Annotated in this window: 17 protein-coding genes; 10 read left to right on the top strand and 7 right to left on the bottom strand. The window is 72.5% G+C overall.

The features are described 5' to 3' along the window. Positions 1–170: 170 nt before the first annotated feature. Positions 171–707 carry an SMI1/KNR4 family protein gene (locus AC069X_RS05950; RefSeq protein WP_478725548.1) on the bottom strand — a complete coding sequence of 179 codons (537 nt, stop codon included), beginning with the start codon at positions 705–707 and terminating at the stop codon, positions 171–173. 285 nt (positions 708–992) lie between these two features. Further along, positions 993–1,424, bottom strand: a complete 432-nt coding sequence (locus tag AC069X_RS05945) for a VOC family protein (protein WP_478725546.1) — start codon at positions 1,422–1,424, stop codon at positions 993–995. A 446-nt stretch (positions 1,425–1,870) separates the two neighbouring features. Between AC069X_RS05945 and AC069X_RS05940 the strand changes: the two genes are divergently transcribed. Continuing rightward, positions 1,871–2,449 (top strand): RNA polymerase sigma factor, encoded by a 579-nt coding sequence (locus AC069X_RS05940; RefSeq protein WP_385768031.1) that lies wholly within the window; start codon positions 1,871–1,873, stop codon positions 2,447–2,449. 5 nt (positions 2,450–2,454) lie between these two features. Further along, positions 2,455–4,224 carry an IclR family transcriptional regulator gene (locus tag AC069X_RS05935; protein ID WP_478725544.1) on the top strand — a complete coding sequence of 590 codons (1,770 nt, stop codon included), beginning with the start codon at positions 2,455–2,457 and terminating at the stop codon, positions 4,222–4,224. Between the two features lie 197 nt (positions 4,225–4,421). Here the strand turns inward: AC069X_RS05935 and AC069X_RS05930 are convergent, their stop codons facing one another. Continuing rightward, complete coding sequence (locus AC069X_RS05930) at positions 4,422–5,840, bottom strand: MFS transporter (protein ID WP_478725542.1); 1,419 nt, start codon at positions 5,838–5,840, stop codon at positions 4,422–4,424. 140 nt (positions 5,841–5,980) lie between these two features. Here AC069X_RS05930 and AC069X_RS05925 point away from each other — a divergent pair, with 140 nt between their 5' ends. Next, positions 5,981–6,802 carry a helix-turn-helix transcriptional regulator gene (locus tag AC069X_RS05925; protein ID WP_478725774.1) on the top strand — a complete coding sequence of 274 codons (822 nt, stop codon included), beginning with the start codon at positions 5,981–5,983 and terminating at the stop codon, positions 6,800–6,802. 7 nt (positions 6,803–6,809) lie between these two features. On the opposite strand, the gene AC069X_RS05920 is transcribed toward AC069X_RS05925, so the two are convergent. Next, positions 6,810–7,754 (bottom strand): nucleoside hydrolase, encoded by a 945-nt coding sequence (locus AC069X_RS05920; RefSeq protein WP_478725540.1) that lies wholly within the window; start codon positions 7,752–7,754, stop codon positions 6,810–6,812. A 259-nt stretch (positions 7,755–8,013) separates the two neighbouring features. Between AC069X_RS05920 and AC069X_RS05915 the strand changes: the two genes are divergently transcribed. From AC069X_RS05915 to AC069X_RS05895, 5 genes are all read left to right on the top strand, one after another. Further along, the gene (locus tag AC069X_RS05915) at positions 8,014–8,712 is read left to right on the top strand and encodes a DUF4360 domain-containing protein (RefSeq protein WP_478725538.1); all 699 of its coding nucleotides are present in this window, start codon (positions 8,014–8,016) and stop codon (positions 8,710–8,712) included. Between the two features lie 363 nt (positions 8,713–9,075). Next, on the top strand, positions 9,076–9,240 hold the full coding sequence (locus tag AC069X_RS05910) for a hypothetical protein (protein ID WP_478725536.1): 165 nt from the start codon (positions 9,076–9,078) through the stop codon (positions 9,238–9,240). A 711-nt stretch (positions 9,241–9,951) separates the two neighbouring features. Continuing rightward, complete coding sequence (locus AC069X_RS05905) at positions 9,952–10,821, top strand: ABC transporter substrate-binding protein (RefSeq protein WP_478725534.1); 870 nt, start codon at positions 9,952–9,954, stop codon at positions 10,819–10,821. After that, positions 10,818–11,618: an amino acid ABC transporter permease gene (locus AC069X_RS05900; RefSeq protein WP_478725532.1), complete on the top strand. Its 801-nt coding sequence runs from the start codon at positions 10,818–10,820 to the stop codon at positions 11,616–11,618. Before AC069X_RS05905 ends, AC069X_RS05900 begins: the two co-directional genes overlap by 4 nt. 7 nt (positions 11,619–11,625) lie before the next feature. After that, entirely contained in the window at positions 11,626–12,456 is an 831-nt protein-coding gene (locus tag AC069X_RS05895) for an amino acid ABC transporter ATP-binding protein (RefSeq protein WP_478725530.1), read from the top strand. Between the two features lie 9 nt (positions 12,457–12,465). On the opposite strand, the gene AC069X_RS05890 is transcribed toward AC069X_RS05895, so the two are convergent. Both AC069X_RS05890 and AC069X_RS05885 read right to left on the bottom strand, forming a co-directional pair. After that, positions 12,466–13,647, bottom strand: coding sequence for an MFS transporter (locus AC069X_RS05890; protein WP_478725528.1), 1,182 nt, complete (start codon positions 13,645–13,647; stop codon positions 12,466–12,468). Between the two features lie 112 nt (positions 13,648–13,759). Further along, a complete protein-coding gene (locus AC069X_RS05885; RefSeq protein ID WP_478725526.1) occupies positions 13,760–14,440 on the bottom strand; it encodes a response regulator in 681 nt (226 codons plus the stop codon). A gap of 331 nt (positions 14,441–14,771) precedes the next feature. On the opposite strand from AC069X_RS05885, the gene AC069X_RS05880 reads away from it, so the two are divergent. Then, complete coding sequence (locus AC069X_RS05880; protein WP_478725524.1) at positions 14,772–15,482, top strand: cyclodityrosine synthase; 711 nt, start codon at positions 14,772–14,774, stop codon at positions 15,480–15,482. Next, complete coding sequence (locus AC069X_RS05875) at positions 15,479–16,660, top strand: cytochrome P450 (protein WP_478725522.1); 1,182 nt, start codon at positions 15,479–15,481, stop codon at positions 16,658–16,660. Before AC069X_RS05880 ends, AC069X_RS05875 begins: the two co-directional genes overlap by 4 nt. A 114-nt stretch (positions 16,661–16,774) precedes the next feature. Here AC069X_RS05875 and AC069X_RS05870 read toward each other — a convergent pair whose 3' ends face one another. Next, positions 16,775–17,404, bottom strand: a complete 630-nt coding sequence (locus AC069X_RS05870; protein ID WP_478725520.1) for a CAP domain-containing protein — start codon at positions 17,402–17,404, stop codon at positions 16,775–16,777. Positions 17,405–17,455: the final 51 nt, after the last annotated feature.

Here is a 17,455-nt window from a genome sequence, read left to right as displayed (position 1 = left end):
AGAGCACGCACCGGACACCGCGGGGCCGCCCTGCGGGCTTCGGACCGCTGCGGCCGCCCAACGACGCGAACGCGTACGCATCCGCAGCGAACGGCGTGTCCGTCGGGGCGGAAGACCACTGCCGGCAGCAGCCTGACCACCCGAGCCGGCAACCCTCCCAGGGCACAGCCCTACATGTCGAAGGGTTCGTGGCGGGCGTCGTCACCGGGCCAGGCGCGGTCCATGAACGGCGCCCGGTCGAGGCCGTCGAAGCAGCGCATCAGGAAGTCGGTGAAGCTGCCACTGGTGCGGTACCACTCCGCGCACTCGCTGCCGACCACGATCTCCCACGTGCCCGGATCCGGGTCGCCGGCCAGGAAGTAGTACTCGCTGCCGTGCTCGTCGTGGCCCCAGCGGATGAGTCCACCAGGGTCGGGGTGGAAGGGGAAGGGGTAGAGGTCCTCCGACCCCCTCCGTGCTTCGCGCCAGCCCTCCAGGGACCAGAAGTCCTCGAGTTGGGCAGGTGTCATGAGACCGGTCGGCCGGTCGAGGTGGAGGTACCCGCCGAGGGTTCCGGGCCCGTACACGTCCATGAAGGCCTTGTAGTCCGCGGGCAGCGTGACACCGAGGTGCTGTTCGGAGGCCTCCCAGACCTCTCGCCGCGGCCGGCCCCACGCCTCCTCCGGCTCACCGAGCAGTGCCTGGAGGCGTTCCCATGGCGATGGCATGTCTTCCCTCGTCCCTGATGTGCGACTGTCCGGGAACATCATCAGGCCACCCTCTGACAACCCAGAGGGGCCCAGCGTCCTCGACCCGGCGAACCTTCCCGGTCCCAGCCCTAGGGCCTGTCGTCAAACTGCCGTCGTCGCCCGGAGGGCGGCCCCGCGGCGTCTGGTGCGTGCTCTCGGCGTGCCGGGCGGCAGCCCTCGTACTGGACGTACTCGGGCTTCCGCCCGGTGCGGCGAGAGCGCGTGCAAGGCGTCGCGGGGCAGACGGAAGTTTGACGACAGGCCCTAGCGCTGGGACAGCTCCGAGGGCGCTTCCTGGACCGTCCAGCCGTTGCCGTCCGGGTCGCGGAACGTCAGGAACGAGTTCCAGGTGCCGCCCTTGCCCTCCTCCCAGCCCGCCGCCCCGAGGTGGCGCACCGGGGAGACGTCCACGCCCCGCCCCACCAGTTCCGCGCGCGCGGCCTCGATGTCGCCGACGCACAGCTGGAGCCCGTGCAGCGTGCCCGGCGCCATCACGGCCGTACCGGGCGCCGGAGGCATGCCCTGGAGCAGGGCGATCGAGCACCGCGAGCCGGGCGGGGTCAGCTGGATGATGCGTACGCCCGGGGCGACCTCGTCGTCGAGGTCCACCCCGAAGCCGACCGCGTCGGCGTAGAACTGCTTGGCCCGGTCCATGTCGGTGACGGGGACGGGGACGACTTCGAGCGTCCAGTTCACGGAGAGCCTCCTCGGGAGCGCCGGGTCACCCGGCGGGACAGTGCGACCGCGGCCGAGTCTTCCGCACGGGGCGCCGCCGGGCCCGCAGGCGCGGGGTCACGGCCCGGCGCGGGGGCGCTCGCCCACCCGCGGGGGCGCGTGCACGTGCGCCGGGGGCGCGCAGGGGGGCCGGCACCACTCTTCCGGAATATTTCCGGGACCGGCTTGCACGATCGGGCGCGATTTCCGATGGGGTGGTGATGGGGGGCGCATGCCGCTCCACGGCTGCCGCACACGGGGGCGGTCAGCCGGTCACCCCACACGCCACTTGGAAGGTTCCGCGCCGAAGTGAATGTTGCCGAGATCGTCTTCCTCCCGCTGATAGACGCCACCACGGTCCGTGTTTTCTCGAGCGATGTGACACCCACCGCCCAGGAGGGCGGCGACGAGCAACGGTGGGGGAGTGCATGAGCGAAGGCGAGTTCGACCCAGCGGGGGACCAGACGGTCTCCAGTGAACTGGCGGGCGTCCTGCCCGTGGAGTTCACCGCGTTCCACTCCCAGCAGCACCGCGCGTACCTGCGCTACGCCCACCTCCAGCTGGGCAACGCCAAGGACGCCCAGGAAGTCGTCGACGACGTGTTCACCTTCCTGCTGAAGGTGTGGCGCCAGGCCCTCAAGGAGGCGAGCCTGCACGGCTTCGCCTGGGCCGTCCTCCGTGAACACGTCGAACGCCGGCTGGCGGTACTCGGCCGCCAGGTCGCCATGGTGGAGACGGCGTGGTTCTCGGCCCTGCGCCGCTCGTCGAGGGAACGGCTCGAACTGCTGGAATCCAAGCTCGGCCTCTACGCGGCCATCGCGGAGCTGTCCGAGCGGCAGTACGACGTGGTGCTGCTGGCGTTCCTGCTGGGCAACGACTCCGACACGGTCGCCCGGATGATGGGGATCTCCCCCGCGACGGTCCGTTCGCACGTACGAGGCGCACGCCGAACCCTGTCCCGCAAGCTCGGGGTGGACTGGATCCCCGGAGAGGAGAAGGACCAGTGAGCGACATGCCCGCTGACCGTGACATGCCGCTGTGCGAACTGGACGCGGCCCTGAAGAACGCCGCGGTGCTCGCGGAGGAGTACGCCGGCTACGACGAGGGCGCCGCCCGGCGCCGCATCGCCCGCCGGATCGTCGCCGACCGGGCCCGCTCGGCCATCGGCGGCACCCTCGGGACCGACCCGCCGGGGCGGGGGCAGGCAGCCCCCGCCGAGTACGACGACCTGGTTCTCGACGCCGCCTGCCACGTGCGCGCGGCCCGCGTGCTGGACGACGTCACCTGGTCCCTGGTGGAGAGCCGCGACTTCGCGGAACTCGCCCTGCACGCCGAATCCTGGCCCCACGGGGTGGACTCGGCCCTGCTGTTCGGCTGTCTGCTCCACCTGACGGAGCGCACCGAGGGCGCCCGGTTCTGGTTCCAGTACGCCGCGGGGGCGGGCTCCCGCACCGCCGCGCACTGCCTCTACCTCCACCACCTCGCCCGCGCGGAGGTCCGTACCGCCCGCCACTGGAAGCAGCAGGCCCGGGTCCTCCCCGCCGAGGAACACCTGCCGCACCTGCCGCAGATCCCGGAGGACCTCGAGGACGCCCTGGCGGCCTCCGTGATCTGGACCTCCCCGCCCATCACCACCCAGGACCTCAGCTCCCTCACCAGCGGGCCCGGCCGGGCCGCCCGGCCGCCCTACCGGCTGCCCGCCCGGCTCCGCCAGGCCGTCACGGCGCGCCCCAACAACGAGGACCCGGACCTCGGGGACGTCTTCACCCCCAGCCCGCCGGTCGCCGTCGCCGTGGCCCACCACGCCCGCCTCAACCCCCTCCACCTGACGGGCGAGGCCAACGCCTGGGCGCTGGAAGCCCTCAAGCAGCCCCACCTGACGCACGCCGCCCGCAAGAGCCCCGAAGGACAGCCGGCCCCCGCCGCACTGGCCTCCGTGCACCAGGCGCTGCGCGTCCTGGAGGTCGTCAACAGGTACTCGGGCGGGGTCAGCCTCACCCAGATCGCCCGCGAGACGAAACTGCCCCAACTGGTGATCGCCCGGGCCGTGGAACAGCTCGTCCGGGCCAACCTGGCCGCCCCCACCGGGCCGGACGCCTACGTCGCGGGCAACGCCCTGCTGCTGGCCGACGCGGCCGGCGGCGACGGGCGCGGACACCTGAAGGAGACCCTCGCCTGGGTACGGGACGCCGTCGGCGCCGCCGTGTACGTGGCCCGCTACACCGACGGCGAGGTCTCCATCACGCAGTACGCCGACGGCCCGGGCGCACCCGTCGTCGAGGAGTGGGTCGACTTCCGGTCGGCCGCCCACGCCTCCGCCGTCGGCAAGGCCCTGCTCACCCAGCTCGACTACGACGAACGGAAGGACCATCTGGACCGTCACCGGATGTCCAGGTTCACCCCGCACACCCTCGCCGAAGAGAAGGAGCTCTTCCACCAGCTCGACACGCGCAGGCCCAACGCCCCGCTGCTCGACCTCCAGGAGTACGCCCTCGGCACGGTCTGCGCGGCGGTCCCGATCACCTCGGGGCCGAACGCGGAATGTGTGGCCCTGTCCATCCCCGTCCCCGATCCCGGCCGGCTGAGGCAGGCCGCCCGCATCCTGCAGAGCGAGGCCGCCGCGGTCTTACTGGCGCTCATCGTGGCCGGCAGCGCCCAGCCCGCCCCGGGAGCGGTCCGCAGCGAACCCGCCCCCCGGGTTCCGCTGCGCTTCCTCGCCGGGGCGGCGGGAGCGGCGGCCTCCGCCGGACTGCACGCGCCCTTCCTCTCCACCACCGTCTAGCGCTCTGACCGGCCCCGCCCACGGGGCCGGCCCCCGTGCGGACCCGAACGCACCGGAGCGGGGGGGGGGGACCCCCCCCCCCCCCCCCCCCCCCTCCCACCCCCACCCCCCCCCCCCCCCCCCCCCCCCCCCCCCCCCCCATCCCCCCCCCCAACCCCCCCCCCCCCCCCCCCCCCCCCCCCCCCCTCCGCCGTGCCTCAAGCCGTCCGCCGGCCGAGACCGACCGCCACGAGCAGCCCCGCGGCGACCACGACGGCCGCGTCGATCGCCAGGACCGTCCGCACCCCGTCGAAGAGGGCGCCCTGGGTGGTCGCCAGGACCCCGAGCAGCGGGATGCCGATGGTCAGGCCGACCTGCTGGGTGGTGGTCACCAGACCGGCGGCGAGCCCCTGCTCCTCGTCCGGCACCCCGCTCGTCACGATCACCCCGTACGCGATGATCGAGCCGAGGTGGCCCATGCTGGCCACCGACACGGCGAGGGCGACGAGCAGGGCCCCCGACTCCGTGCCCATGCCAAGCAGCACGGCGGTGAAGGCGCCCTGGCCGAGCAGCGACCAGACCAGCGTGCGGCGGGCGCCGAACCGGCCGATGAAGCGGGGCGCGTAGGCGCCGGCGAGGGCGGAGGTCACGCCCTGTACGCCGAAGACCAGCCCGGTCATGAAGGAGGACAGCCGCAGCGTCTCCTGGAGGTAGAGCGTCAGGACGAAGACGACCGTCGACATCATCGAGAAGGTCACCAGTCCTCCGATGTTGCCCCAGGCCACCGTGCGCCGCTTCAGCATCGGCAGCGAGACCAGCGGGGCCGGGGACTTCGACTCCACCACCACGAACGCCGCCAGCAGGAGGAGCCCCGCCAGCAGGGTGGCGCGTACGTCCACGCCGCCGAAGCCCCGCTGGGCCGCCGTCGACAGGGCGTAGATCAGCGCGAGCAGACCGCCGGTGACGGTGACGGCCCCCGGCACGTCGAGGCGCGGGAGCTCCGGCGTGCGCGACTCGGACAGCAGACCGGGCGCGAGGAACAGGACCAGCAGCCCCGCGACCGCGAGCAGGCCCATCGTGGAACGCCAGCCCAGCGTGTCGGTCATCACCCCGCCGAGCACCATGCCGACGGTGAAGCCGAGCGACAGCAGGGTGCCGGAGATGCCGAGCGCCTTGTCGCGCAGCGGGCCCTCCGGGAACGTCGTGGTCAGCAGCGACATGCCGGTCGGCACGATGACGGCGGCGCCCAGGCCCTGGAGGGCGCGCCCGGCGAGGAAGGAGGCGGGGTCCCAGGCGAAGGTGGCGAGCAGGGAGGCCGCGGCGAAGAGCACGAGCCCGGTCACGAACAGCCGCTTGCGTCCGTACAGGTCGGCGATCCGGCTGAACAGGAGCAGGAAGCCGCCGGAGGGCAGGGTGAACGCGGTGACCGCCCACTGGAGGGCGGACTGGCCGAGGCCCAGGTCCTTGCCGAGCGCGGGCAGGGCCACGTTCAGGACGGAGAAGTCGAGCGCCACCATGAACTGGGCGGCGCAGAGCACGAAGAGGACCAGCTTGGTCCGGCCGGTGAGCCGGGTGGTGTCCTCGGGGGCCGCGGAGTGCGCCGCGGTGACCGTCGGGGTCCGGGTGTCTGTCGTCATGACCCCACCCTCACCGGGCGGGAATGCCCGTGAAGAGTGGGAACTTATCCTGTTGGTGGCACCACCAGGGTGCCGAACAGGGGGAATTCGTGGCCACGCCGATCGACCAGCACCGCCGGACGGAACTGCGGGAGTTCCTGATGAGCCGGCGTGCGCGGATCTCGCCGACGGAGGCCGGGCTGCCGGACGGCGGGGCCCGCCGCCGCACCCCCGGGCTGCGCCGTGAGGAGGTCGCCGTGCTGGCGGGGGTCGGCGTGTCCTGGTACCAGTGGCTCGAACAGGGCCGCGACATCACCGTCTCCGCGCAGGTCCTGGACGCCGTGAGCCGGGTGCTGAAACTGTCCAGCGCCGAGCGCCGGCACCTGTACGTGCTCGCCGGGCTCAACCCGCCGGCCCTGGAAGTCGCCCCGGGGGACCGGAACATGTGCGACGGCCTCACACGGCTGATCGACGCGTGGATGCCCTTCCCCGCGCACATCATGGACACCTACTGGAACACCGTGATGTACAACGACGCGGCGGCGCTGGTGTTCGGGATGCGGCCCGAGACCGTGCAGAACTGCCTGATCGCCTTCTTCACCGACCCGATCTACCGGGACCGCTCTCCGCACTGGGAGCGCAACGCGTGCGACGTCGTGGCCCAGTTCCGGGCGGCCTGCTCCGAGCACCCGAACGACGAGGGCTTCCGGGCGGTGGTCGAGCAGGCGCTGCAACTCAGCCCGGAATTCACCGCGTTGTGGGAGCGCCGCGACGTCCGGCCCGGCGGCCAGCTCCAGAAGCAGATGCGGCACCCGGTGGTGGGCGCGCTGCACGTGGAGTCGACGCAGCTGCGGGTCCCGGCGCGGCCCGACCTGTCGGTCGTGCTGCACACGCCGCTGCCGGGCACGGACACGGCCGAGAAGCTGGAGTGGCTGGCCTCTCCCGAGGGGCGGCGCGGGCTGATGTACCCGGTCGCGGGCTGACGGGGGATCAGCCGGGGTGTGAGCCGAGCGCGGCCACGGCTGCGACCATGCGGTCCCAGAACCGGTCCGCGTCCAGGGTCGTGGCGACCCGGGCGTTCACGGGGCGGCCCGTGTAGTCGTGGAGGTCCACGACGGTGGCCCCGCGGGTGTAGCGGCCCTGGAGCTCCACCACCACGTTGGCGTCGGCGCAGCCCACGACGGCCGGGTCGATGACCCGGGCCACGGCCACCGGGTCGTGCAGCGGCGGGTGGGGCATGCCCCACAGCCGGCGGTACGTGGAGGCGTAGAAGCTGAGCAGTTCCACGCAGACGGAGCCGAGTCCGGTGCCGAGGGCCTCGAAGCGGGCCAGCACCTCGGGCGTGGCCAGCGCCTGGTGGGTGACGTCGAGCCCGCACATGGTCACCGGTACGCCGCTGCCGAAGACGACGGCGGCGGCCTCCGGGTCGGTGTAGACGTTGAACTCGGCCGCCGGCGTGCGGTTGCCCGGCCCCGCGGAACCCCCCATCAGCACGATCTCGCGGATGCGGGCCGCGCTCTCGGGGTGGCGGGTCAGAAGCAGCGCGATGTTGGTCAGCGGGGCGGTGGGCACCAGCGTCACCGGCTCGGGGTGCTCCATGAGAATCCGGTGGATGAGGTCCACGGCGTGCTCGGGCACCACGTCCACCGTGGGCGGCGGGAACCGCGGTCCGTCCAGGCCCGATTCACCGTGCACGTCGGCCGCCACGCCCAGCGGCTGGAGGAGCGGCCGGTCGCATCCGGCGGCGAGGGGCACGTCCGTGACACCGGCGAGGGTCAGGACCCGGCGGGCGTTGAGGGTGGTCTTGTCGAGGGTCTGGTTCCCGGCGACGGTGGTGACGGCGAGGAGGTCGACGCCGGGGTCCCCCGCGGCGAGCATGAGTGCCAGCGCGTCGTCGTGTCCGGGGTCGCAGTCGATGATGATCGGGACGGGCACGCGCGGATCCTCCTCATGGGGCCTGGGCTGGGGCCCAGTCTGCCGCCGCGGGCCCGCGCGGGCCGCCTCTTACGAGCCAAAACGCGCGGGCCGTGGCGGACATCGCCCCCCGGCGCGGTGTGATGGTCGGATGACTGCCCCGGACGGGGGGCGCCGGCGGGGTGGCGGGGGCGGCGACTGCCGCGCCTGCGCCGAAGGCCGCGGGGAGTGTGGAACGGTTCGTGCCGATCACGCACAGCAGCGATCGGAAGGACTCCCCATGCTCAGAACGGTGTTCACTGCCGGCGCGGCCGCCGCGCTCGCCGCTGCCGCCCTCACGCCCTCCGCGGGCGCCGCCCCCGCCGGCCCGGTCCCCGCCCCGACCGGGAAGATCGCCACCGTCCCGGTCCCGGCGCCCGCCGGCCAGATCACCATCGACGTCGTCCAGGTCAACGGATCCGGCTGCCGCCCCGGCACCGCGAACGTCGCGGTGTCCCCGGACAACACGGCGTTCACGGTGACGTACAGCGAGTACCTCGCCCAGGTCGGCAAGGACGCCAAGGCGACCGACTTCCGCAAGAACTGCCAGCTCGGCCTCAGCGTGAACGTGCCCCAGGGCTACACCTACGCCATCGCCAAGGCCGACTACCGCGGATTCGCCAGCCTCGCGCCCGGGGCGAGCGCCACGCAGAACGCCACGTACTACTTCCAGGGCATGAGCCAGTCCGCCTACCGCAGCCACTCCCTGATCGGCCCCTCCGAGGGCAACTGGCAGGTGTCGGACGCCGTGCCCGTCGAGGCCCTCGTCTTCCACCCCTGCGGTGCCAAGCGCAACCTGAACATCAACACCGAGCTGCGGGCGCAGGCGGGCACCTCCGACACGGCGAACACCACCAGCTTCGTCGCGATGGACTCGACCGACGGCAGCTTCAACACGGTCTACCACTTCTCCTGGAAGACCTGCCCGCAGCGGCGCTGACGCCGGCCGGACACCACGGGGCCGGGGGGGGGGGGGGGGGGGGGGGGGGGGGGGGGGGAGAGGGGGGGGGGGGGCGGGGGGGGGGGGGGGGGGGGGGGGGGGGGGGGGGGGGGGGGGGGGGGGAGGGGGGACTAGTTGTCACCGTTCTCGTGGGAAAACCTTCTTGCGGGGGTGCGGGCTGCGGCGGGACACCGTGGGGTGGGTCGGGGGGGTTCCCCCCCGGCCCCGGCCCCGCAGTATGTCTGGATCTGATGTGAAGAGCTGTCATAGGGGGCGTTCGAGTGGGAATCTCCCACCCCGGAACCGAAAGCGGAGAGTAGTCAGTCATAACGGTCAGTGATGACTCCACGTCCAGGAGGTCCGATGAGCACGAAGAACACCGCACCGACGTACGGACTTTCCTCGGGGACCCCGCAGTGGGTGCTCGACCCCTACCGCTTCCCCGGCCTCCAGGACCTGGACGAGCCGGAAGCCTCCGCGTCGGCCGCCGGGGAGCCGGCCGACGGCTCCCGCTCCTCCGCGCGCTGAGCCCCCGCGTCCGGCGCGGTCTCCCTCTCGGACGGGGGGTGCGGCGGCCGGGGGCCCGGTAACCGCCCGGTGTGCGCGGCCCGCCCCGCCCGCCCCGGCGGGCGGGACCCGAGCTGGACCGAGAGTTCGTGCAACAGCCTGTTTCCATGGCGCAGACGTGTCACGCCCTTCGCCTTCCCGGGCCCGGGAGTGTCGGGCGTGGAGGGCGAGAGGAATGCCGCTCGACTCGTGGTCGAATTCCGGCCGCTCCGGCCTGTTGCGGCCGGAGGGATATCCCCGCACGAATGGCGGTCGCGGGCGGCCGGGGAAGTGAGGATGTGTCGGCATATGGGGGAATCCGCGTCCCCGCCCTGATCCGACACGAGGTCCACAGCCGCGACATGTGTTCCGCCCCACGCCACGAAGGCCGAGGCGGCCTCCGCGACCACCGTTTCGGGCGGAGGCAGGGCTCCCATCTGCGCTTTGTTTCCGGACCGGGTGAACGGCCCGCCGGGAACCGCCCGGTCTTGTCGACGAACCATTGGCGGGAAGGCGGCGCGGAGGCCGCACGCCCTTCGTCTCCGGTACTTCTTCCCGCCGGTGTACCCGTACGGCAGGACGCTTCGCGCCGCATCGCCCAGGGTCCCTTCCCGGCGTGCCGACGGGGCTTACGATCTCGACGGACGGTCTCCCCCTCGACCGCCGCTCCCCCCGCACCCGTGGAGGTCAACCGTGTTCCGGACGGCCGAAGGACACCGCAGTCACCGCGACGGCGGTCACCACCCCTCCCGCCGGCGCGTACGCGCCCTGGCCGGAGCCGCCGCCGCGACGGGCGTGTTCCTCGCCGTGGGCTGCTCCTCCGGCGACAGCGGCCCGGGGGAGGCCGCGGGAGGCGTGAGCGTCGTCGAGAAGGGCAAGCTGACCACCTGCACCCACCTGCCCTACCCGCCGTTCCAGTTCGAGCAGAACGGCAAGGTCGTCGGCTTCGACGTGGCCCTGATCGACCTCGTCGCGAAGAAGCTCGAAGTCGAACAGAAGATCCTCGACACGCCGTTCGAGAACTTCAAGACGGGTGCCTTCCTCAACTCCGGCCAGTGCGACCTCGCCGCGGCCGGCATGACCATCACCGACGAGCGCAAGAAGAACGTCGACTTCTCCGTCCCCTACTTCGACGCGACCCAGGCACTGCTGGTGACGAAGAAGAGCGGTCTCACCTCCCTCGCCGACGTCAAGGCCAAGGGGAGCAAACTGGGCGCGCAGGCCGAGACCACCGGCGAGAGCCACGCCAAGGCCCAGGGCTTCAACCCCGTCGCCTTCGAGAGCTCGGACGCGGTGCTCAACGGACTGCGCACCGGCCAGGTCGACGCCGTCGTCATCGACTACCCCGTCGTCCAGGGCTGGCTCAAGGACCCGAAGAACGCCTCGGAGTTCGTCCTCGGGCAGAACATCGAGACCGGGGAGAAGTACGGCTTCTCGGTGAAGAAGGGCAACACCGCCCTGCTCGCCGCGATCGACAAGGCCGTCACCGACGCGAAGGCCGACGGCACCTACAAGAAGATCTACGAACAGTGGATCGGCCCGCTGCCCCAGGCGACGCCGTGACCTCACGGCTGACCCGGCGGCAGCGGCGCCGCGTCTGGCAGGGCGTGCAGTACGCGGTCTTCGTCGCCGTGCTGGTCCTGGTCGGCGTACTCGCCGACTGGGGCCGGCTGCAGAACCAGTTCGCGCAGACGGACCTGGCCGCGAGGCTCTTCCCGGAGATCATCACGATCGCCCTGCGGAACACGGTGGTGTACACCCTCTCCGGGTTCGTCTTCGGGCTGGTCCTCGGTCTGGTCATCGCGCTGATGCGGCTCTCCTCGGTGGCCCCCTACCGCTGGGTCGCCAGCGTCTACATCGAACTCTTCCGGGGCCTGCCGGCCCTGCTGATCTTCATCTTCGTCGGCGTGGCCGTCCCCCTGGCCTTCCCCGGCACCGCCATTCCGGGCGGCGTCTACGGCAAGGTCGCGCTCGGCCTCGGCCTGGTCGCCGCCGCATACATGGCGGAGACGATCCGGGCCGGCATCCAGGCCGTGCCCAAGGGGCAGATGGAGGCGGCCCGCTCGCTGGGCTTCTCGCACGGCCGTGCCATGGTGTCCGTGATCATCCCGCAGGCGTTCCGGATCGTCATCCCCCCGCTCACCAACGAACTGGTCCTCCTCTTCAAGGACTCCTCGCTGGTGCTGTTCCTGGGCGTGACGCTGGAGGAGCGGGAACTGACCAAGTTCGGCCGGGACCTCGCCAGCGAGACCGCCAACTCCACCCCCATCCTCGTCGCGGGCCTGTGCTACCTCCTCGTCACCGTGCCGCTGAGCTTCGTGGTGCGCCGGCTAGAGGCCCGTGCCGACAAGGCCACGTGAGGAACCGATGCCACAGACGACGGGAACGGGGGACACCACGGGGGCCGCGGCCGCCGAGCACCCCGAGATCGAGATCCGGGGACTGCACAAGTCCTTCGGCGACAACCACGTCCTGCGCGGCATCGACCTGGACGTCGCCCGCGGCGAGGTGGTCTGCGTCATCGGCCCCTCCGGCTCCGGCAAGTCCACCCTGCTGCGCTGCGTCAACCTGCTGGAGGAGCCAAGCCGCGGCCGGGTGACCGTCGGCGGTACGGAGCTCACCGACCCCGACGTCGACATCGACGCCGCACGCCGCCGCATCGGCATGGTCTTCCAGCAGTTCAACCTCTTCCCGCACGTCGACGTCACCGCCAACCTCACCCTCCCGCAGCGCCGGGTCCTCGGCACCGGCAAGGAGGAGGCCGCCGCCGTCGCCCGCGCGAACCTGGAACGGGTCGGCCTCGCGGCGAAGGCGGACGCCTACCCGGCCCAGCTGTCCGGCGGCCAGCAGCAGCGCGTGGCGATCGCCCGCGCCCTGTCCATGGGCCCCGAGGTCATGCTGTTCGACGAGCCGACCTCGGCCCTCGACCCGGAACTCGTCGGCGAGGTGCTGTCCGTCATGCGCGTCCTGGCGGGGGAGGGGATGACGATGATGGTCGTCACCCACGAGATGAGCTTCGCCCGGGAGGTCGCGGACCGCGTCGTGTTCATGGACGGCGGCGTGATCGTCGAACAGGGCCCCGCGGAGCAGGTCGTCACCCGCCCCCGCCACGAACGCACCCGCAACTTCCTGAACCGGGTCCTCGATCCGGCGGCGGCCCCGCCACCGGCGGGCGAGGGGACGCCGCCGGACGCCTGACCACCCACCTCACCCGTGCGAACGCCGCACCAGATAGGCCCCGGCGGCCGACACCAGGACCGCCATGCAGGCGATGAACACCAGCCCCGCCCCCTCCAGCCCGATCGGCTCCACCAGCAGCCCCACGCCGATCACCGGCACCGAGATGCCCGTGTACGCCACCACGAAGAGGGTCGAGATCACCGCGGCCCGCCGGTCCGCCGGTGAGGCCTGCGCCACGACGGACAACGCCCCCCGGAAGGCCAGGCCCTGACCGGCGCCGCCGACGAGCGCGCTCAGCACCACCAGCACCAGCAGGTCCCAGTGCAGGGCGCTCGCCAGCAGCGCGAGCCCGGCCAGCAGCCCCGCACAGCCCAGCGGCAGCGACCGGCGCGCACCGACCCGGCCCACCGCCAGCTGCCCCGCCGTCGACGCGAAGAAGGCCAGCGCGACCACCAGCCCGCTCACGGCGTGGTCGTGCACGCCCAGCGACTGCGCCAGGAACGCCGGGCTGACCGAGGTGAACACCCCGAACAGCGCGAACCCCACGAACGAGGCGATCGCCGCCGGCCCGAACACCGCCCGCACCGGCGGTGGCAGCGCCGGCCGCTGGGGCCGTACGGTCGCCGCCGGCCGCCGCTGGCGTACTGTCTCCCCGAGCCCCAGCAGGACGAGCACCGACACCGCCACCAGCGCGAGGTGCACCTCGAACGGCAGGTACAGGGGCCGGGGGGCGTACTGCGCGAGCAGCCCCGCCAGCAGCGGACCGCAGCCCAGCCCGCCCATGTTCGCCGCGGTGGCCACGAACGTGGCGCGGCCGCCGCCGCCCGGCGGCGCCGACTCGATCACGTACGCCGTGGCCGCCCCGGTGAACAGGCCGGCCGACAGCCCTGACAGCAGCCGCCCGGCGTACAGCCACTCCAGTCCCGTGGCGAGCAGGAAGCACCCGGCGCTCGCCGCCGCGAACCCCAGCCCCGCCAGCAGCACCGGCCGCCGGCCCACGGCGTCGGACGCGTTGCCGGCCAGCAGCAGCACGCCGATGACCCCGAAGGCGTACACCGCGTACACCACGGTGACGGTCAGCTCGGAGAAGCCGAACTTCTCCTGGTACAGGCCGTAGAGCGGGGTCGGCAGCGTGGTGCCCGCCATGCACACGGCGAACACCGCCCCGCCGAGCACGCACTGCCGCCACCCCCGGCGCATCCGGTCCATGCCGCCGACCGTAGCCCCGCACACCGCCCCGCCCGCGTCCCGCGCCGCCGAATCGCCGGGGCTTCGCCCGCCCGCCCCACGCCGCGCACCGCACGGGCCCGCGCCGCGCCGCTCAGGCTTCCGGCGGGGCGTCCCCCGAGCCGAGGCCCGCGTCCCGGGCGCGGGCGACGGCCTCCGCCCGGGTGGCGACGCCGAGCTTCTCGAAGATGTGGGTGAGGTGGTTGCGTACGGTCTTCTCCGCCAGGAACAGCTCCCGCGACACGCGCCGGTTGTCGTGGCCGCGGGCGACCAGGTCGAGCACCTCGACCTCGCGCGCGGTCAGGGCGGGGAAGAGCCGCCCGGCGTCGCGCCGGCCGCCCCCGGTGGCCAGTACGGCGATCCGCGCGGCGACCTCCGGCCCGAACACCGCGCCCCCGGCGGCCACCGTGCGGACCGCGTGCAGGACCTCCTGCCGTCCGGCGCCCTTGAGCAGATAGCCGCGGGCCCCGGCGTGGAGGGCCGCCAGGAGCGTGCCGTCGTCATCGGCCATCGTCAGCACCAGCACCGACACCTCGGGATGCTCGCCGGTCAGCCGGCGGGTGGCTTCGAGCCCCGACCCGTCGGGCAGCGACAGGTCCATCACCACCACCTGCGGACACCCGGCCGCCACCGCCGCCGCCAGCTCCGCGAGCGTCTCGGCCTCGGCCACCACCTCGATGTCCTCGGCGCTCTCCAGGGCCGACCTCAGTCCCTTGCGGAACAGCGGGTGGTCCTCGACGAGCACCACGCGGACCGGGGTCTTCTCGGACTGCATGCCACCCACTATGCGCGCGAAGACCTGCGACTCCGGTCACGCGACACGCCGCCCCGGGTGACGGACGAACAGATTCCGTTCAAAACGGAATCTTGCTTCCGAAAGGGCCGACCCGCCAGCGGATGTGGCGGATCGTCACTTTACCGTCCGGATCAACGCGCTTACAGCCCGTTGCAGTTGACTCGGGCAACATACGGTTTCAGTAACCGAGACGAACTCCTGGGTAATCGACCGGCGGCTCGAGTGTTCGTATAGCTTCAGTCCGTCGCCGCCGCACCCGGGACACGGGGTCCGCGCGGGGAATCGCGGCGACAGGGATGCGACCACTCCCATGACAACAGCCACTCGAACCAGTGCCTTCCGTGTCGATGCGTACACACCGCACTGCCAGGTCATCGCAGACGAAGGCGACCACGCCGTCATCGGGATCTCCCCCGGTAACTCCTACTTCTCGGCCGGCCGGGTGCACGCACTCGCAGAGTGGGCGCTCGACAACTTCGCGCAGGCCGACCTCATCTACACGGACCTGCACGTGGCCGAGATGTACGAGGCGATGGGCTATCCCCCCGACGAGGCACGCCGCAAGACCGTCAAGAACCTGCGCGGCGTACGTGCCAAGGTGACCAACGCGGTCGCCGACATCGACCCGTCCGGCACCCGGCTCCGCGGCAGACCGATGTCCTCGCTGCGCGGCATCCCCGCGTACGACACCATGCACGCCGACCTGCTGGACCGGCTGCACACCGACCCGGCGTTCGCGCAGACCTGCAACGAACTCGTCGACATCTTCCTGTCGTCCAAGGTCCTCGGGGGCCAGCAGCCCACCGAGCACCAGCGGGCGGTCTGCCTGGACTACGTGTGCGCCGAGGCCCCGCTCTTCCTCGACACGCCCGCGATCCTCGGCGTCCCCTCGTCGCTGAACTGCTACCACCAGGCGCTGCCGATGGCGGACCTGCTCTACTCGCGCGGCGCCGGACTGCGGGCCTCCCGCAACCAGGGCCACGCCATCGTCACCCCCGCCACCGAAGGAGACCAGCTGTGACCACCCACGCGGAGCCGATCCTCGAATTCCCCTTCACGTGGGACGGAACGCACCTGCCGACCCAGGTCGACGAACTGCCCCCGGTCGTCAAGGTCCGCACCATCGCCGGGGCCGAGGCCTGGCTCGTCTCCTCCTACGAACTGGTCAAGCAGGTCCTGGAGGACGACCGCTTCAGCCTCAAGAACACCTCCGACCCGGGTGTGCCCCGCCAGTACGCGCTGACGATCCCCCCGGAGGTCGTCAACAACATGGGCAACATCACCGGCGCCGGTCTGCGCAAGGCCGTGATGAAGGCCATCAACCCCAAGTCCCCCGGCCTCCAGCAGTGGATGGACGGGTACGCCGCCGAACTGGTCGAGCGGATGCTCCAGCACGGCGCCCCCGTCGACGTGCGGGCCATGTTCACCGACCCCTTCTCCGAGGCGATGCACTGCCAGATCCTCGGCATCCCGCACGAGGCGGCCCCGCTCCTCGCGGAGTCGCTGCCGATCGCCTTCATGAACAGCCCCCGCGAGATCCCGGCCGCCCGGCTGAACTGGGACCGCGACATCGCGTACATGACCGCCCGGCTCGACGACACCGAGCAGGGCCTCATCGGCGACCTCGCGAAGCTGCGCGGCACCGAGGGCTACGAGCACGTCAGCGACGAGATGTTCGCGACCGTCGGCGTCACCCTCTTCGGCGCGGGCGTCATCTCCACCGCCGGCTTCCTCGCCATGGCGCTGGTCACCCTGCTCACCCACCCGGAGGAGGCCGACCACCTCGCCGACCACCCCGAACTGATGCCGCAGGCCGTGGACGAGCTGCTGCGCATCAACCTGTCCATCGGCGACGGCCTGCCGCGCCTGGTCATGGAGGACATGACCCTGGGCGACGTCCAGGTCAAGGCCGGCGAGCTGGTGCTCGTCCTGCCCGAGGGCGCCAACTTCGACCCCTCCGTATTCCCGGACCCGCACCGCCTCGACTTCACCCGCGCCAACTCCTCGGCGCACTTCTCCTTCGGCGGCGGCTCGCACTACTGCCCCGCCACCGCCCTCGGCAAGAAGCACGCCGAGACCGCCCTGCTCGCCCTCCTCAAGGCCATGCCCCGCATGCGGCTCGCCGTCCCGGTCGAGCAGCTCGTGTGGCGCACGGGCTTCATGAAGCGCCTGCCCGAGCGCCTGCCGGTGATGTGGTGACCGGCATCTGACCGGCCGCGCCGGCCGGCCGGACCCCCGCTCCCACGGCCCAGGCCTCACGGGAGCGGGGGTCCCGCCGTCTCCGGCCGTATCCCCGTCCTCCGGCCGCGTCGCTCAGCGCCGGCAGTGGCCGAAGGTCACCACGTACGTTCCGGCTCCGCTCGCGTTGGCCCCGGCCGGGTCGGCCGCGCCGGCCTGCGCCCAGCCGCCGAAGTCGCGCAGCGAGGGGTCGAGGATGACCGCGCGGTGACCCGGGCTGTTCATCCACCACTTGACGGCGGCGTTCGGGGTGCCCGAGCCGCCCCAGCCGTTGTAGGTGATCTCGGAGACGCCCCAGGAACGGGGGTTGGGGCAGTAGCCCGCGCCCATGATGCGGCTCTGCGGGGTGGAGCCGGTGCGCGGGTTGGTGTGCGAATCCTTCCAGGGGCCCCACCACTTGAGCTGCACGGACGCCACGGCGTGCTGCCGGGCCGCGTCGGTCAGGGACTGATGGGCCGTCAGGGCGGGCAGCCCGCGCTGGGCGCGCTGGGCGTTGATCAGGCAGAGCACGGCGTCGCGTTCCCGGACGCCGGCGCCCGGGGGCCGGGAGGCCGCCGCCGTGTCGCAGGTGACCGCCGCCGCGGAGGGCGCGGTCACGGGGACGAGTACGGCGGACAGGACCGCCGCCACGGCGAGGGAGACCGCCGTGCGGGGCGCGCGTGCCGTGCGTGAGGTGCGTGGCGTGCGTGAAGTGCGGCTCCTCATGGGCTTCCACCTCCTGCGGACTCGAACAGGGGTCGGGGAGCCTCAGCTGTG

The organism is Streptomyces sp. NPDC043896, assembly GCF_056435605.1.
The sequence above is the reverse complement of the archived record's forward strand: the minus strand, read 5'-3'. Positions and strand labels throughout refer to the sequence as shown.

Excerpts from the sequence above, each read along its gene's own strand:
- AC069X_RS05940 (WP_385768031.1), top strand. The coding sequence starts at position 1,871 with ATGAGCGAAGGCGAGTTCGACCCAGCGGGGGACCAGACGGTCTCCAGT.
- AC069X_RS05915 (WP_478725538.1), top strand. The coding sequence starts at position 8,014 with ATGCTCAGAACGGTGTTCACTGCCGGCGCGGCCGCCGCGCTCGCCGCT.
- AC069X_RS05925 (WP_478725774.1), top strand. The coding sequence starts at position 5,981 with ATGAGCCGGCGTGCGCGGATCTCGCCGACGGAGGCCGGGCTGCCGGAC.
- AC069X_RS05930 (WP_478725542.1), bottom strand. The coding sequence starts at position 5,840 with ATGACGACAGACACCCGGACCCCGACGGTCACCGCGGCGCACTCCGCG.
- AC069X_RS05885 (WP_478725526.1), bottom strand. The coding sequence starts at position 14,440 with ATGCAGTCCGAGAAGACCCCGGTCCGCGTGGTGCTCGTCGAGGACCAC.
- AC069X_RS05910 (WP_478725536.1), top strand. The coding sequence starts at position 9,076 with ATGAGCACGAAGAACACCGCACCGACGTACGGACTTTCCTCGGGGACC.
- AC069X_RS05895 (WP_478725530.1), top strand. The coding sequence starts at position 11,626 with ATGCCACAGACGACGGGAACGGGGGACACCACGGGGGCCGCGGCCGCC.
- AC069X_RS05870 (WP_478725520.1), bottom strand. The coding sequence starts at position 17,404 with ATGAGGAGCCGCACTTCACGCACGCCACGCACCTCACGCACGGCACGC.
- AC069X_RS05935 (WP_478725544.1), top strand. The coding sequence starts at position 2,455 with ATGCCCGCTGACCGTGACATGCCGCTGTGCGAACTGGACGCGGCCCTG.
- AC069X_RS05890 (WP_478725528.1), bottom strand. The coding sequence starts at position 13,647 with ATGGACCGGATGCGCCGGGGGTGGCGGCAGTGCGTGCTCGGCGGGGCG.
- AC069X_RS05950 (WP_478725548.1), bottom strand. The coding sequence starts at position 707 with ATGCCATCGCCATGGGAACGCCTCCAGGCACTGCTCGGTGAGCCGGAG.
- AC069X_RS05880 (WP_478725524.1), top strand. The coding sequence starts at position 14,772 with ATGACAACAGCCACTCGAACCAGTGCCTTCCGTGTCGATGCGTACACA.